Annotated in this window: 13 protein-coding genes; 5 read left to right on the forward strand and 8 right to left on the reverse strand. The window is 61.8% G+C overall.

What is annotated here, in order from left to right; all coding sequences use genetic code 11:
• The first annotated feature begins 122 nt into the window (after nucleotides 1–122).
• Nucleotides 123–1,043, forward strand: a complete 921-nt coding sequence (locus L3V18_RS02975; protein WP_237053106.1) for a beta propeller repeat protein — start codon at nucleotides 123–125, stop codon at nucleotides 1,041–1,043.
• A 62-nt stretch (nucleotides 1,044–1,105) separates the two neighbouring features.
• Here L3V18_RS02975 and L3V18_RS02980 read toward each other — a convergent pair whose 3' ends face one another.
• Nucleotides 1,106–1,723 carry a hypothetical protein gene (locus L3V18_RS02980; RefSeq protein WP_237053107.1) on the reverse strand — a complete coding sequence of 206 codons (618 nt, stop codon included), beginning with the start codon at nucleotides 1,721–1,723 and terminating at the stop codon, nucleotides 1,106–1,108.
• A 109-nt stretch (nucleotides 1,724–1,832) separates the two neighbouring features.
• Here L3V18_RS02980 and L3V18_RS02985 point away from each other — a divergent pair, with 109 nt between their 5' ends.
• The gene (locus L3V18_RS02985) at nucleotides 1,833–2,279 is read left to right on the forward strand and encodes a VOC family protein (RefSeq protein ID WP_237053108.1); all 447 of its coding nucleotides are present in this window, start codon (nucleotides 1,833–1,835) and stop codon (nucleotides 2,277–2,279) included.
• Nucleotides 2,280–2,803: 524 nt separating this feature from the next.
• On the opposite strand, the gene L3V18_RS02990 is transcribed toward L3V18_RS02985, so the two are convergent.
• The 3 genes from L3V18_RS02990 to L3V18_RS03000 form a co-directional block, all read right to left on the reverse strand.
• Complete coding sequence (locus L3V18_RS02990) at nucleotides 2,804–3,346, reverse strand: hypothetical protein (RefSeq protein ID WP_237053109.1); 543 nt, start codon at nucleotides 3,344–3,346, stop codon at nucleotides 2,804–2,806.
• Between the two features lie 172 nt (nucleotides 3,347–3,518).
• Nucleotides 3,519–3,716, reverse strand: coding sequence for a hypothetical protein (locus L3V18_RS02995; protein WP_237053110.1), 198 nt, complete (start codon nucleotides 3,714–3,716; stop codon nucleotides 3,519–3,521).
• A gap of 130 nt (nucleotides 3,717–3,846) precedes the next feature.
• Nucleotides 3,847–4,512: an XAC0095 family protein gene (locus L3V18_RS03000; RefSeq protein WP_237053111.1), complete on the reverse strand. Its 666-nt coding sequence runs from the start codon at nucleotides 4,510–4,512 to the stop codon at nucleotides 3,847–3,849.
• Nucleotides 4,513–5,051: 539 nt separating this feature from the next.
• On the opposite strand from L3V18_RS03000, the gene L3V18_RS03005 reads away from it, so the two are divergent.
• Nucleotides 5,052–6,014, forward strand: coding sequence for a nucleotidyltransferase family protein (locus L3V18_RS03005; RefSeq protein WP_237053112.1), 963 nt, complete (start codon nucleotides 5,052–5,054; stop codon nucleotides 6,012–6,014).
• Nucleotides 6,015–6,032: 18 nt separating this feature from the next.
• Nucleotides 6,033–6,596, forward strand: coding sequence for a 2'-5' RNA ligase family protein (locus tag L3V18_RS03010; protein WP_237053113.1), 564 nt, complete (start codon nucleotides 6,033–6,035; stop codon nucleotides 6,594–6,596).
• A gap of 90 nt (nucleotides 6,597–6,686) precedes the next feature.
• Here L3V18_RS03010 and L3V18_RS03015 read toward each other — a convergent pair whose 3' ends face one another.
• The 4 genes from L3V18_RS03015 to L3V18_RS03025 form a co-directional block, all read right to left on the reverse strand.
• A complete protein-coding gene (locus L3V18_RS03015; RefSeq protein ID WP_237053114.1) occupies nucleotides 6,687–7,250 on the reverse strand; it encodes a hypothetical protein in 564 nt (187 codons plus the stop codon).
• Nucleotides 7,180–7,602 carry an STAS-like domain-containing protein gene (locus L3V18_RS19380; protein WP_425493454.1) on the reverse strand — a complete coding sequence of 141 codons (423 nt, stop codon included), beginning with the start codon at nucleotides 7,600–7,602 and terminating at the stop codon, nucleotides 7,180–7,182. Before L3V18_RS19380 ends, L3V18_RS03015 begins: the two co-directional genes overlap by 71 nt.
• Nucleotides 7,526–8,455, reverse strand: a complete 930-nt coding sequence (locus L3V18_RS03020) for a hypothetical protein (RefSeq protein ID WP_237053115.1) — start codon at nucleotides 8,453–8,455, stop codon at nucleotides 7,526–7,528. Before L3V18_RS03020 ends, L3V18_RS19380 begins: the two co-directional genes overlap by 77 nt.
• A 237-nt stretch (nucleotides 8,456–8,692) precedes the next feature.
• Nucleotides 8,693–12,211, reverse strand: a complete 3,519-nt coding sequence (locus tag L3V18_RS03025; RefSeq protein ID WP_237053116.1) for a methylmalonyl-CoA mutase family protein — start codon at nucleotides 12,209–12,211, stop codon at nucleotides 8,693–8,695.
• Nucleotides 12,212–12,503: 292 nt separating this feature from the next.
• Between L3V18_RS03025 and L3V18_RS03030 the strand changes: the two genes are divergently transcribed.
• On the forward strand, nucleotides 12,504–13,871 hold the full coding sequence (locus tag L3V18_RS03030) for a 2OG-Fe(II) oxygenase (RefSeq protein WP_237053117.1): 1,368 nt from the start codon (nucleotides 12,504–12,506) through the stop codon (nucleotides 13,869–13,871).
• Nucleotides 13,872–13,995: the final 124 nt, after the last annotated feature.

The following is a 13,995-nucleotide window of genomic DNA, read 5'->3' on the forward strand; positions in this document are numbered from 1 at the left end:
GAGTGGCTGCGTGGGGGCAAGATCGTGACGGCACCGGCGGACTGCCGCCAGTCGGGCCATGCCCGCAATGCCCACGACGGACGCTGACCCCACACGCACCTGCTTTTCCAGGAAATCAAAACATGAGCAAGGAGTTTGGCTTCACCTGCTGTTCGGTCCTGAATGCCAGCAAGATCTATGTCGCCGGAGTGGCTGTGGAACTCGAGGACGATGGCGTCGATCACGCCATCCTGTTTGAGCATGCCGATGGCGACTGGGACAGATGGTCCTTCGAGCATCGACTGGCCGGAATCGCCAGTTACGAGGAGAACGGCGTTGCAAAGCTCATCACTGCCGGAATCGATGGACACATCGAAACGGCAGATTTCGATGGGGCCGAAGAAGAACACATCACCGTGGGCGCCAATGAAACCGGCCCCGGCATCCTGTGCCCCTTGCACTGTATCCGGATCATCGGCGGCCATGCCTACGTGGCCGGCACGGCACGCCAGGTCTTCAGGCGAAAGCTTGGCGAGACAGGATGGACGCGCAGCGACCATGGCTGCGTCATTCCTCGTTCAAGCGACGAAATCGGCAGCTTCCACGACATTGATGGCGCGGACGAAAACTGGCTGGTTGCGGCGGGGCTCGGTGGGGAAATATGGCTCTCGACATCCGGGACATGGAAAAAGCTGGACAGCCCCACCCACGTCCGACTGGAAGCCATCAAGCATCTCGGCGGCACGAGATTCATCGCTGCCGGAGCCGAAGGCACGATCGTCATGGGAGACGGAGAAGCCCTGCACACGCTGGAGCACGACGCCACACATGAAACCTTCTCAGGCATCGAGGCGGCATTTGGAAGAATCTATCTCAGCACCGACCAGGGCAACCTGTTCTGCATCGACAGGGATGGCGCGCTGAGCCCGGTGGACACCGGCCTGCCGCCATCACCTGGAGGCGGGCACCTCTCATACAAGGATCAAAACCTGCTGTTCGCCTGCGACTTCCATGTCGCCCTGTTCGACGGACATGACTGGCAGGAACTGCATCCGGCGGGATGAACCTGCTTTTTCCGCGACGCCGGGGGCATCCCTGCCACGCCCGGCGCCGCATGCCGGCCGGCTCAGTGCCGGGTGGCGGTGTCCTGCCGCCGGGTGGGGAACGTGGGCGACGGGATCATCGGGTCGGCGGACTCGTGCGTGACCCGCTCCCGGACCGGGACGACGCCGTAGACGGGGCGCGTTTCGCCCACGCGGCCGCCGAGGCGCTGCGTGTGCACCTGCAAGAGAATCCCGCGCAGGGCCTCCGCCTCTTCAAAGATCGCGTGCCCGATCGTCGGCAGCGTCTGGTCCGCGAACGTGGCGTCGCCGCTGCCGGTCACCACGTCGCCATGCGCCGACAGCTTGGCGGCCAGCGTCTGCAGCGCGTCGATCTGGTCCACCGTGACGCCGAAGAAGAAGTCGCCCTGTGCCTCGGCCGCTTGCTGCGCGGGCGTCGCCCTGGCAGGCGCATCGTAGACCTCCCGCGGCGTGGGTGCGGCCTCCCGCTCTGCCGGCGACGACAGCGCATCGAGCACCCGTTCGGCCTGTTCGGCCTGCTGGCGTTGGCCTCCCCTACCACCGCGCGCCTGGCCTGCGGGCACCCGCGAACGGGATGCCCCGGAGGTGTCGAATATCGCCCCGCCCGTTCGTCGTACCGTCGAACCCGGCCGGAAGATCGACATGATCCGCAAGAACATCATCTGCCGGTGGTTCGATAGCACCGCGGAGGCGGCGCAGCGCGGTTGAGAACCGCGGTTGGCCTGCGCGCTCCATCGAAAAACACACCTGACCCCACTTCCAGGAGATGCCATGAAGATCGTCACCAGCCTGAGCTTCCAAGGGCAGTGCCGCGAAGCGTTCGAGTTCTACGCCGACGTGCTCGGCGGCAAGATCACCGCCGCCTTCCCCTACGGCGAGGCGCCGCCGGACATGCCGATCACCGACGACAAGTACAAGGACTGGCTGATGCATTGCTGGCTGGAGGTCGGCGACCAGGCGCTGATGGGCGCGGACATGGACGTGGAGTGGGCGCCCAACGTGGACAAGCCCAAGAACGGGTTCGACGTGACCCTGCATACCGACGACATCGCGCAGGCGGAGCGCTGGTTCACCCGGCTGGCCGAAGGCGGCCGGACCGTCATGCCGTTCGCCGAGACCTTCTGGTCGCCCGGCTACGGCGCCCTGATCGACAGGTTCGGCGTCCCGTGGATGGTGAACACAGTGCCGTCGGGGGATTGGAAGCCGTCGCACGGGTAAGTGCCTGACGGGCAACGCTGTAGATGCCGGCGCAGGAGTCGCTCCTGCGCCGGCTCGGCTACAGCCTCATGTCGTGGAATCGGGGCCGCGGCCTGCGCGCAGGCCAGCGCGGGCACAGGGCTTCGACCACTTCCATCAGCGCCAGCCAGCGCTCGAACGGGTCGGTAACGGGCTCCGGGCGATAAGGAACGCCGGCTCCACGCACCAGAACCGGTTCGGGCAGCGGGTCAGGCGCCGGCAACGACCTATGAGGCTGGGCGTAGCTGCATCTCATCAGTGATGACTATTGAAACCCCCAAGGAAAGGCAACTTGAACTCACATCTGGCACCCGAGGTGCAAAGCGGCTATTCAAGGATGACATCCTCCGTCATTGGAGATCTTAGCTTACAAGTCGTCTCCATTCCTTTCGTTGCGCCACCGGGACCCATAAGCCGTTCAAATGCATAGTGGACCACACACTGACCGCATTCCCTCTCCAAAGGCCGCCCGTGAGGCGACCCTCGCCCAGCGCCATGATGCACTCTTACTCAGTCGCTGGCTCCGGGGCAGGGCTAAAGACAACTCTCGCCATGCAGTCGGGGCCTCTATCGGGGAAACCGAAGCTGACCTTCAGCTTGTTTTGTTGGATTTCGAGATAGTGATGTGGGTTCGGATCGCCTGGTGAGGGCACGGCACTGCGCGTGGCATCGGGATATTGCCGCAGCACATCTTCGTGCGAAACACATGCACCACCCAGTTCGGCAATGAGTATGCCTACCTGCCCGGACTCACGGATGCGGATATCCGCCGCATCAACCCGCAACCTCCCCCCGATCACGAAAGAACCACCGGTCGCATCCACCCTGCCACTATCTCTCTGTTTGACCTCCAGATCTGCCACTGGCCACGTATCAATTACGGTTTGCCCCCCGCGTTCGACAGAACTGCTCAGTGTGGCCACAAAGTTCCAGAGTGCATCCTGCTCGGACTGCTCAGCCGACCTCGTCCCTGACACTGCTGGGACTGCGAACATTCCCATTCCCAACGCGGCAATCAATCCTGCTGCACAAGCGTTAGTAATTCGCATCGTAATAGTCTCCGTAAATGAATCTGCCCCTTGCTTCGTGCCCGGGAAGAAGGCCCTGCCCCGGCGCTTGGCCCAACGTTCCGCGGCCTGATCGCCGTCACCGCCGGTGCCTCCGCACCGAGCACAACGAGTGGAAGCCCCAGGCAGATGCCTGGAGCTTCCTCATGCGCGCCTAATGGTGGGTGGCAGTCTCAGCGCCGGCCTTCCTGGATGCCAACTTGTAGACAATGAAGCCAATCCAGGAAAACCCCAGGACCGCGGCGCATCCGACCAGCCGAGATACTGCGCTCTTCCTTCCATCCCTGATGACCAGGAACCCCGGTATCAGGTAAAGGAAAATCGCAATATTGATGATTGCAAGCGTGTTCATTCTCTCTGCCTTTCAGATCAACAAGGAAGATACCGGATGTTATCGCCGACGATCGAACACACCCACTTGGTGCGCCCGGTAGCCGCCACCTCCCACGGTGAGGATAGCCCGGCGCCGCATGCCGGCCGGCTCAGTGCCGGGTGGCGGTGTCGTGCCGCCGGGTGGGGAACGTGGGCGATGGGAGCATCAGGTCGGCAGGCTCGTGCGTGATCCGCTCCCGGACCGGGACGACGCCGTAGACGGGCCGCGTTTCGCCCACCCGGCCGCCGAGGCGCTGCGTGTTCACCTGCCAGAGAATCCCGCGCAGGGCCTCCGCCTCTTCAAAGATCGCGTGCCCGATCGTCGGTAGCGTCTGGTCCGCGAACGCGGCGTCGCCGCTGCCGGTCACCACGTCGCCATGCGCCGACAGCTTGGCGGCCAATGTCTGCAGCGCGTCGATCTGGTCCACCGTGACGCCGAAGAAGAAGCCCCCCTGCGCTTCGGCCACTTGCTGCGTGGACGTCGCCCTGGCAGGCGCATCTTGGACCTGCCGCGACGTGGGTGCGGCCTCCCGCTCTGCCGGCGACGACAGCGCGTCGAGCACCCGCTCGGCCTGTTCGGCCAGCAGCTCCAGGCAGACCGCCAGTTCGCCCGCGCCGGCCCCGGGGGCCCCTGCCGGTGCCCCGTCGCGCGCCCGCGACTGTGCCAGATGCGACAAGCGCCGCATGTGCTCGTACAGGCTCTTAAGCCGGACCTGGCCGTCCGCGGGCAGGACGTAGCCCACCGCCTTCGTCTCTTCGGGTTTGCGCTTGGACATCGTCGCCTCCTCCTTCCGTGAAGTGCCCGCCCACCGGGACGGCGGACGGGAAGTCGGGAGGTTCGAAACCGCACGTAGACGGCGGGCGTATTTCCCCGAAGGGTGTTGTATTAGCCGCCCTCCCGACGCAGGCGTCGCGTCGGTCGCGCCCGCAAGTGTACGGGCACAAAAAACCCACCGGTTTGACGGAGGTGGGTACCGCTACGTGAGGAGTTTCGACGCTCCTTGAGGGTGAGTCTGCAATAGCTTTGATGGGTGGGTCAAGAGGTGAGCTAGGCGTGCAAGGCTGCCGGGCAATTGCCTCTGAGGAAGTCTACTCTGCCCCTGTCTTTCGGCACGCATGGTCAGTGATATCGCCTCGCGCTTGAACTCCGCCGTGAACCGTTGATGCTTCTGCATCGAACACCTCCATACGAGGATTGTCCCCGCTATATGGTGTCCGAAAAATCAGGAGTGGCTCACTCCGCCCCCTTTAGTCGCAAGGAATCGCTTTCCGTACTACGCTAGGGGTGCCATGGCATACCTCACAGGGGGCGAACATGCGAGCTGGCGAATTACTACAAGGCCATGCAGGCCTGAGAGAAAGGCGGGAGCAATCGTCAAGGAAGCTTGAAGAGCTTACGAAAGAATTGAACACGCTTGAGCGTGTCAGAGAGCTATCAGGAGTTACAGTATTCGCTGCAGGCTCATATGGCCGACTAGAAGCAGGCGTATCTTCTGACCTGGACCTCTTTGTTGTAGCTAACGGCAACAATATAGCTCCACTCGATCAGGTCCGACTTCTGGCATCCATCGCTGACATCAATGACCGGCTTGGATTTCCTCCTCTCGACGAGGAAATGCGCTTCTTCAGAATTTACACCCAATCCGAGCTAATTGACCACACAGGAAAGCCAGTCGACGACACAGAGAATTCCTTTACGGCAAGAATGCTCTTGCTTTTGGAGAGTCGATGCGTCGCCGGGGATCTAGCTTACAATCAAATAGCCGCCGCTGTCGCTAACAACTACTTTCGAGACAACAAAGGCAAGAAGGATTTTCGCCCTCTATTTTTACTTAACGACCTCCTAAGATATTGGAGAACTTTGTGCTTGAACTATGAAGGAACTCGCTCCGATCCAACCAAGCGATGGCGCAAGAAGAATCTAAATCTTCGATTTAGCCGTTTATCTACAGTATTCTCGACTGTCGTAGCATTACTCGCCTTTCGGCCAGGCAAAGCAGAAGGATTTTTGCCCTTAGTTTCACTGACGCCATTTGAAAGGCTTGCAAGATCCTTGGACCAGAGTGGTGATCCAAGCCTAACTCAAGGATTCAATGAGCTGCTTGACAATTACGAATGGTTTCTACGACTAAAAGATGAAAAAGGCACAGAGAGTATTTTGACAGATGACTCTACAAAAATCGAAGCAAGACAACGAGCCGAGTCCATATCCTGCTTTTTTAGCAGAATTTTGAACAGCGAGGCATACAAAGATAATGCACGCTACTTGACTCTATAATACTTGAGTCCATAAACAGTGGATCACTTTATCTTTATTGTTTTTGATGACCCGCATGTCGTCGGCGTGCTTGACTTCTTGGCTGAAGCCTTAAATGGCAGACGATGGAGAACCCCGCCACACCTGACAATCCAGGGGCCATTTTCAGAAAAACCCACAGCAGGAGACATTCAATCCATAAAAGACAGGTTGAATGATGACGCGCTACTTATAGCGAATCCAGGCATATTTAAAACGCGCCTAGGATCGGCCGTATACCTGAGAGTCGAAAGCCCAAACTTGAAGAAAGTCTGGAACAAGCCAGACTTTCCAATAGAAAAATACGGATTCAATCCACACCTCACCTTATATGATGGCCCCAATATAAAAAGAGTCATTAGCGCGCACAACTTCTTAAAAAAGAACAGAATAGAGTTAATCTGTCGAAACTACAGCGTAATTCCGTACGTATCTAAGCAAATGGATCTTTTTCCTGCCAAAGGAGCAGACGGGGACACAAATGCTGTTCAAAAACTAATAACCTTGGGAAAGGTTAGCAGCTCCTTTCGTGCAGCATTCATGCAAGCAATAAGCAGTGAGTAGAGATCAACTCTGCTGAGAATGAGCTCAAGCTTAAGGGAATCTTTTTCGTCCTTGCTGACCCCAACGGTTACATAGAGACCCTTTCCCCTTCTAGACCACACGCCTCTTCCGCGGTCGCCCTAACGCTTTTGCCAGCTGCTCTTCGCACGCCCGGATAGATGTACATACCGTGTCCGTTGCAAGCAACGTAACTCGCTCGGTGTTCTGAAAGTCGTCATGCGACGAAATCGCCTCATCAAACGCATGAATAGCGTCCGTCGTGATCTTTGAATCGGACGGGTCGATGCAGACGGCTTCATGCACAAGCACACGAAGCCGTCGAATGTCACTGATAATCAAGCCAGCGGACAGAGCAGTTTTGCGGACGGAATCACTATCGACGTAGTGCTGTATGGCGGAGTTGGATATCTTAGCCAACAACATTTTCGCATCGCCATGCCACTTACCGAGCCAATCACGATCATGCTTGCTACGCTCTCGAAGCACGGTAAGGTGATGAGCAATCAACGCCGTAATAATAGGCAGGACAATTGTGAGCCACCAAGGCGCTCCGGACGCCACCCCCCCTGACGCCGCCCCCATCTCAGTGTGATCTCTTCTCTGCTGCTGCATCCTCAATTCGGCGCCAGGCAGTAGCAACTGCGTCAGGGTCATCCGAGGCAATAATCGTCATCCTTCTCTTGGCTTCATCAAGGCCCAATCTTGCTCCCAACTCCCCAAAGGCCTCGTCTAGAAAGCCAGAACTGTACCCAGCACTTCCACTTAAGTCGAAAGTAACGAATTCGTATTCTTCCAATAGAGGGAGCGCAATTGTTTCGCGAAATTCCTCGCCAGAGTGTTCACCGTGCTTCCTACGCCTACCGCCAGGAAACCTCGTAAAGCTCTTGGCAACGACGTATGTAAATGAACTAGGCATGTTGCACCCTCGATTAAGCTGCGACAGCAGCGAAGTCCTTAGTGACGCCACGCAGCTTCCAAACAATAAGTGATCCATCAATTCCACCATTCAGCAATTGAATACTCGCCCCGCCGCCAGTTGTGACGTACTCAACGTCACCACAATTGGCGATCACACGAAGCGATCCTTCGACACCCAATTGATCCAAGAATTGCTTCAATTTATCCAATCCGTGACCACGCCGTTTTGACGCATAACGCGAGATAGGCTTACGAACCGCACGATCTATCCATTGCCCATCCGCCCAACCGGCAAGACGAGCTAGAACTCGCTTTTTCTTCTTTCTTCGAATGGTAGTCGGAATTCCAGCCCCCTGATCATAGAACACGAACCCAATCGAAGACTCCTGATGATCCGCGTACCCAACTAGCCACCACTCCTTGTAGAGATACGGCCGATCCGAAACAACTTCATATGCATGCTCAAACACATTATCCATGCACTCGATCAGCGCAACGTGAAGTCTTTTCCGATCAGCTTCCTCAAAAGAAAATTCTTTCGCAAAGCACTCCAACAATGAATCAACGACCCTCGGAAGCGTTTTATTTCGCCGCTCAACTCGAACGTATGTTCTAGATTTATATGACGCGGGAAGTTTAGGGGGCTTAATGTCTAGCGCTTCGTAAAATCCAACTTCTGACAACAATTCGGTCACTTCATGCGACTTGGGATGCGTCCCCGTTATAACTGTTCGACTCCCGCAATACACTTCACAGCGTTGAATCTCTGCAACAACCATGAGCGCAACATCCGGCGACATACATCGCACATTTGTATGGTCGAGCGTAATCCTCTTAAAGTTACCACCTAGCGCCGCACTTCGAATTTCCCTCAGCAAGTTCGCAACCACTTCGACATCCGCCAATGTTTCAAGGCTTAGCCGCTCCGGAAATTCGATCATCTTTGATCCACGAGATTTCCCTTTCAGACGAAACCTAGGGTTCTTCCTCGGCTGATGTTCTGTAGACCAGCGATCAGGCACATAGTTCCGCCCTTTGCGAGCTATTCGTTTTGCCCCTCTCTGTTCTGCGGTAACGACCTGCCGCCAGCGGGCCTTCGGATTGCCCTGACCATTTCGCGCCAAATCTACCTCCTCCTATGGACAAATTCCGCGCATATGCCTTCGGCCGCCTATACCTCACATATTCCGCCGATACTCCCCACCCACGTCATACAGTGCATGGCTGATCTGGCCCAGGCTGTGGGTCTTGACCGCTTCTATCAGCGATTCAAACACATTCCGACGCTCGCGGGCGGCGGACTGGAGGTAGGCGAGGCCTGAGTTGCCCTCTGCGCCGCTGGGCGGCGCGCCCTCACCCTGCCCTCTCCCGCGAGCGGGAGAGGGTTCCAAATCGTTGCGCAGCTGCTGGAAGTTGCGGACGTTGTCGATCTGCTGGCCCTTCTCGGCCTCGGTGGAGCGGATCAGTTCGATCTCGGTGACGATGTCGCCGGCGTGGTCCTTGGGCAGGAAGGTGTTGACGCCGATCAGCGGCAGGCTGCCGTCGTGCTTCTTGTGCTCGTAGTAGAGGCTCTCTTCCTGGATCTTGCCGCGCTGGTACATGGTGTCCATCGCGCCGAGCACGCCGCCGCGCTCGCTGATGGCCTCGAACTCCTTGTAGACGGCCTCCTCGACGATGTCGGTGAGCTTGTCGACGATGAAGCTGCCCTGCCAGGGGTTCTCGCAGAAGTTCAGCCCCAGCTCCTTGTTGATGATCATCTGGATGGCGACGGCGCGGCGCACGCTCTCCTCGGTGGGCGTGGTGATGGCCTCGTCGTAGGCGTTGGTGTGCAGGCTGTTGCAATTGTCGAACAGGGCGTACAGCGCCTGCAGGGTGGTGCGGATGTCGTTGAACTGGATCTCCTGCGCGTGCAGGGAGCGGCCGCTGGTCTGGATGTGGTACTTCATCATCTGGCTGCGCGCGGAAGCGCCGTAGCGCTCGCGCATGGCGCGGGCCCAGATGCGGCGGGCGACGCGGCCGATGACGGTGTACTCCGGGTCCATGCCGTTGGAGAAGAAGAACGACAGGTTGGGCGCGAAGTCGTCGATCTTCATCCCGCGCGCGAGGTAGTACTCGACGATGGTGAAGCCGTTCGACAGGGTGAAGGCGAGCTGGCTGATCGGGTTCGCCCCGGCCTCGGCGATGTGGTAGCCGGAGATCGACACCGAGTAGAAGTTGCGCACGCCCTTGTCGACGAAGTACTGCTGGATGTCGCCCATCATCCGCAGCGCGAACTCGGTGCTGAAGATGCAGGTGTTCTGGGCCTGGTCCTCCTTGAGGATGTCGGCCTGGACGGTGCCGCGCACGGTCTTCAGCGTCTCGGCCTTGATCCGGGCGTAGGTCTCGGCGTCGACGACCTGGTCGCCGGTCACGCCGAGCAGGCCCAGGCCGAGGCCGTCGTTGGTCTCGGGCAGTGGGCCGGAATACTCCGGCCGCCTCTTGCCTTCGAACAGCTTCTCGATGGTGTCGTGGGCGGCATCCCAGCGCGCCTGGTCTTCGCGCAGGTACTTTTCGACCTGCTGGTCGATGGCGGTGTTCATGAACATCGCCAGGATGATCGGCGCCGGGCCGTTGATGGTCATCGACACGCTGGTGGTCGGCGCGCACAGGTCGAAGCCGGAGTACAGCTTCTTCATGTCGTCCAGCGTGGCGATGTTGACGCCGGAGTTGCCGATCTTGCCGAAGATGTCCGGGCGCGGGGCCGGGTCCTCGCCGTACAGGGTGACCGAATCGAACGCGGTGGACAGGCGCGCGGCCGGCTGGCCGACGCTGAGGTAATGGAAGCGGCGGTTGGTGCGCTCCGGGGTGCCCTCGCCGGCGAACATGCGGATCGGGTCCTCGCCGGTGCGGCGGTACGGGTAGACGCCGCCGGTGTACGGGTAGGCGCCGGGCAGGTTTTCCTTCTGCAGGAAGGTCAGCAGCTCGCCCCAGGATTTGTAGGTGGGCGCGGCGATCTTCGGGATCTGCTGGTGGCTGAGCGACTCGCGGTAGTTGTCGACGCGGATGGTCTTGTCGCGGACCTGGTATTCGTTGACCTCGTCGGTGATCGACTTCAGCCGCGCGGGCCATTCGCGCAGCAGCTTGAGCGCCTCGGACGACAGCGACTGGATGGCGTCGTTGTAGCGCTGGCGCAGGGTGAGCAGGGTCTTGTCGCCGCCGTCGGTGAGGTCGCCGGCGTCGTAGAGGTCGAGCTGTCTGGGCAGCTTGGCGTCCTCCAGCGCTTCCAGCGCCTGCCAGCAGGCCTGGGCGCGGTCGGCGATCTCGGCCTGGGTTTCGATCTGGCGGTTGATGCCGCGGCCCTGCTCGGCGATCTCGGCGAGGTAGCGCACGCGGTTGCCCGGGATCAGCACGGTCGCGCGCGGTTCCTTCAGCGAGGTGTCGATGTCGGGCGACCACTTCTCCGCCGGCAGTTCGAGCTTCTCGCGCAGCAGGCGGCACAGGTTGGCGAACATCCAGCTGATGCCGGGGTCGTTGAACTGGCTGGCGATGGTCGGGTAGACGGGCACGTCCTCGTCCTTCATCGAGAACGCGGTGCGGTTGCGCTTCCACTGCTTGCGCACGTCGCGCAGGGCGTCCTCGGCGCCGCGCTTGTCGAACTTGTTCAGCACGACCAGTTCGGCGAAGTCGAGCATGTCGATCTTCTCCAGCTGGCTGGGCGCGCCGAAGTCGCTGGTCATCACGTACATCGGGAAGTCGACCAGGTCGACGATCTCCGAGTCGGACTGGCCGATGCCGGCGGTCTCGACGATGACCAGGTCGTAGCCCAGGCCCTTGAGGAAGCCGATCGAGTCCTTCAGCACCGCGTTGGTCGCCGCGTGCTGGCGGCGGGTCGCCATCGAGCGCATGTAGACGCGCTTGCTGCGCAGCGAATTCATGCGGATGCGGTCGCCCAGCAGCGCGCCGCCGGTGCGGCGGCGGGTCGGGTCGACCGAGATCACCGCGATGCGCATCTGCGGGAACTGGGCGAGGAAGCGGTTGAGCAGCTCGTCGGTGACCGAGGACTTGCCGGCGCCGCCGGTGCCGGTGATGCCGACCACCGGGGTCTTGCCGCCGGCCAGCTGCCATTGCTTGCGCTGGTGGGCCAGCTCGGCCTCGTCGACGGCGCCTTCCTCGATCGCGGAGAGCATGCGGCCGATGGTGATCTCGTCGTCGATGTCGACCGCCTTCGCAGGGTGTTCGGCGGCCTTGCGGCCTTCGCTGGCGCGGCGGACGACGTCCTCGATCATCGCCACCAGGCCCATGTGCATGCCGTCGTTGGGGTGGTAGATGCGCTCGACGCCGTAGGCCTGCAGCTCGCGGATCTCCTCCGGGGTGATGGTGCCGCCGCCGCCGCCGAACACCTTGATGTGGCCGGCGCCGCGCTCGGCGAGCATGTCGACCATGTACTTGAAGTACTCGACGTGGCCGCCCTGGTAGGACGACAGCGCGATGCCGTCGGCGTCCTCCTGCAGCGCGGCGCGGACGACGTCCTCGACCGAGCGGTTGTGGCCGAGGTGGATGACCTCGGCGCCCTGCCCCTGGATCAGCCGGCGCATGATGTTGATCGCGGCGTCGTGGCCGTCGAACAGGCTGGCGGCGGTGACGAAGCGCAGCGGGGTGCTTTCGGTATCGGCCTGGGGACCTTGGCTGACGGGAGCGTGGCTGGCGGGGCTACTCATGGCGCGGCTCAATACGGTTGAGGCAAGAACCGGATTGTAACGCGCCGCCCCGGCCGGCTTCCCGTGCCGTTGCGTATGCCCGCACCCACCGCCCTTGGCGAGCCCCTTGCCGCATCCCCGCAGGAGCGGCGCGAACCGTGCACCCGATTTCGTAGGAGCGGCGTGAGCCGCGACCTGGTAGGTTCCGGAGGAAAGCCCCATCGCGGCTTACGCCGCTCCTACGGGTACCCACCGCTCGCGGCGGGACGCGGATGGATCATCCGTCTCGCGGCGCGCGGGTTAGGCTTGAGGGATGAACGAACACGCAGGTCCGTCATCCGCCACGCCCCGCCCCGTGACCGCCGAGGTGCGTGCACGCGCCGAGTCCTGCTTCCGCCAGGCCCAGGCCGATGTCGCCGCGCAGCGGCTGGAGCAGGCTGCGGCCGGCTACCGCGAGGCGGCACAGGTCGGTCACCCCGGCGCGCAGCTGGAACTTGCACGGATGCGGCTGTACGGCATCGATGCCGCGGCCGATCCGGACGAGGCGGTGCAGTGGCTGCAGCGCGCGCAGGCGGCCGGCCATCCCGCGGCCGGCTACCTGCTGGCGATGGTGGCGCTGGGCGACCCGTCGTTGAGCGACGCGGGATCGGGCGATACGCCGGCCGGCGGTGGCGGGGGCGACCCGGACATCGCCGCGCGGGTCATCACTCAAATCAACCAGTGGATGCTGACCGCGATGCGCCACGAGCTGGCACCGGCACTGCGCGCGGCGGCGATACTGTTCGGCCGCAGCGCCGATTCCGACGACCAGACCCGCTGCCTGCAACTGCTCGAACGCGCGGCCGGCCGTGGTGATGTCGTCGCCGCGCAACTGCTGGCCGAGCGGCTGGCGCGCGGCGAGGGCTGCCCTCGGCAGCCGCAGGCGGCGGAGGACCTGTGGACGCAACTGGCGCGCGCGGGCGTGCCGCGGTTGCCGGCGATCGAGGGCGTGCCGGTCGCAAGCCCGCCGGCCGACGACGCATCGCCGGGGCGGGCCACGGCCGCCGGCGTTCTCGACTTCGCCGAGGCGCTGCGGCTGCCGGCTTCGGCGACGCTGTCGGCGACACCCGCGGTGCGCCAGTTCGACGGCCTGCTGTCGGCCGACGAATGCCGGCTGCTGGCGGCGTCGGCGCAACCGTTGTTGCACCCGTCGATGACGGTCGACCCGGTTACCGGCGCGGCGGTCGCCAATCCGTTGCGCACCAGCCAGGACGCCGGTTTCGACCCGCTGCACGAGGACTTCGCGCTGCGCCTGGTGCAACTGCGGATGGCGCGCGCGGCCGGGCTGCCGCTGCGCAATGCCGAGCAATTGATCGTGCTGCGTTACGCGCCCGGCCAGGAATACCGCCCGCATCGCGACTACCTGCCGCCGTCGACGCTGGCCGCCGACCATCCCGAGGCCGGCAACCGGCTGCGCACGATCTGCGTCTATCTCAATCCGGTGCAGGCCGGCGGCGAGACCGAGTTCCCCGACACCGCGCTGAAGGTGGCCCCGCAACCGGGACGCGCGGTGGTGTTCGACAACCTCGACGGCGACGGCCAGCCGCAGCCGGCCTCGCTGCATGCCGGCTGCCCGGTGCGGGCCGGCGAGAAATGGCTGGCGACGCTGTGGATCCGGCAGCGGCGCTACCGCACGTTCTAACGTGCCCAGCCGCTGCGGAAGGCGTGCCTGAACGGGGCAAAAGCCCCGCCCCGCATGCCGCAGCGCAGCATCGAACATACCTAGCCGTATCCGACTAATGGATTAGACTAGCGCCCCTGCGACG

The organism is Marilutibacter chinensis, from assembly GCF_021725675.1.
Lineage (GTDB): Bacteria > Pseudomonadota > Gammaproteobacteria > Xanthomonadales > Xanthomonadaceae > Marilutibacter > Marilutibacter chinensis.

What these genes read in the sequence shown, in the direction of transcription:
- L3V18_RS02975 (WP_237053106.1), top strand. Translation starts at nt 123, where the DNA reads ATGAGCAAGGAGTTTGGCTTCACCTGCTGTTCGGTCCTGAATGCCAGC.
- L3V18_RS02980 (WP_237053107.1), bottom strand. Translation starts at nt 1,723, where the DNA reads ATGATGTTCTTGCGGATCATGTCGATCTTCCGGCCGGGTTCGACGGTA.
- L3V18_RS02985 (WP_237053108.1), top strand. Translation starts at nt 1,833, where the DNA reads ATGAAGATCGTCACCAGCCTGAGCTTCCAAGGGCAGTGCCGCGAAGCG.
- L3V18_RS02990 (WP_237053109.1), bottom strand. Translation starts at nt 3,346, where the DNA reads ATGCGAATTACTAACGCTTGTGCAGCAGGATTGATTGCCGCGTTGGGA.
- L3V18_RS02995 (WP_237053110.1), bottom strand. Translation starts at nt 3,716, where the DNA reads ATGAACACGCTTGCAATCATCAATATTGCGATTTTCCTTTACCTGATA.
- L3V18_RS03000 (WP_237053111.1), bottom strand. Translation starts at nt 4,512, where the DNA reads ATGTCCAAGCGCAAACCCGAAGAGACGAAGGCGGTGGGCTACGTCCTG.
- L3V18_RS03005 (WP_237053112.1), top strand. Translation starts at nt 5,052, where the DNA reads ATGCGAGCTGGCGAATTACTACAAGGCCATGCAGGCCTGAGAGAAAGG.
- L3V18_RS03015 (WP_237053114.1), bottom strand. Translation starts at nt 7,250, where the DNA reads ATGACCCTGACGCAGTTGCTACTGCCTGGCGCCGAATTGAGGATGCAG.
- L3V18_RS19380 (WP_425493454.1), bottom strand. Translation starts at nt 7,602, where the DNA reads ATGGTGGAATTGATGGATCACTTATTGTTTGGAAGCTGCGTGGCGTCA.
- L3V18_RS03020 (WP_237053115.1), bottom strand. Translation starts at nt 8,455, where the DNA reads ATGATCGAATTTCCGGAGCGGCTAAGCCTTGAAACATTGGCGGATGTC.
- L3V18_RS03025 (WP_237053116.1), bottom strand. Translation starts at nt 12,211, where the DNA reads ATGAGTAGCCCCGCCAGCCACGCTCCCGTCAGCCAAGGTCCCCAGGCC.
- L3V18_RS03030 (WP_237053117.1), top strand. Translation starts at nt 12,504, where the DNA reads ATGAACGAACACGCAGGTCCGTCATCCGCCACGCCCCGCCCCGTGACC.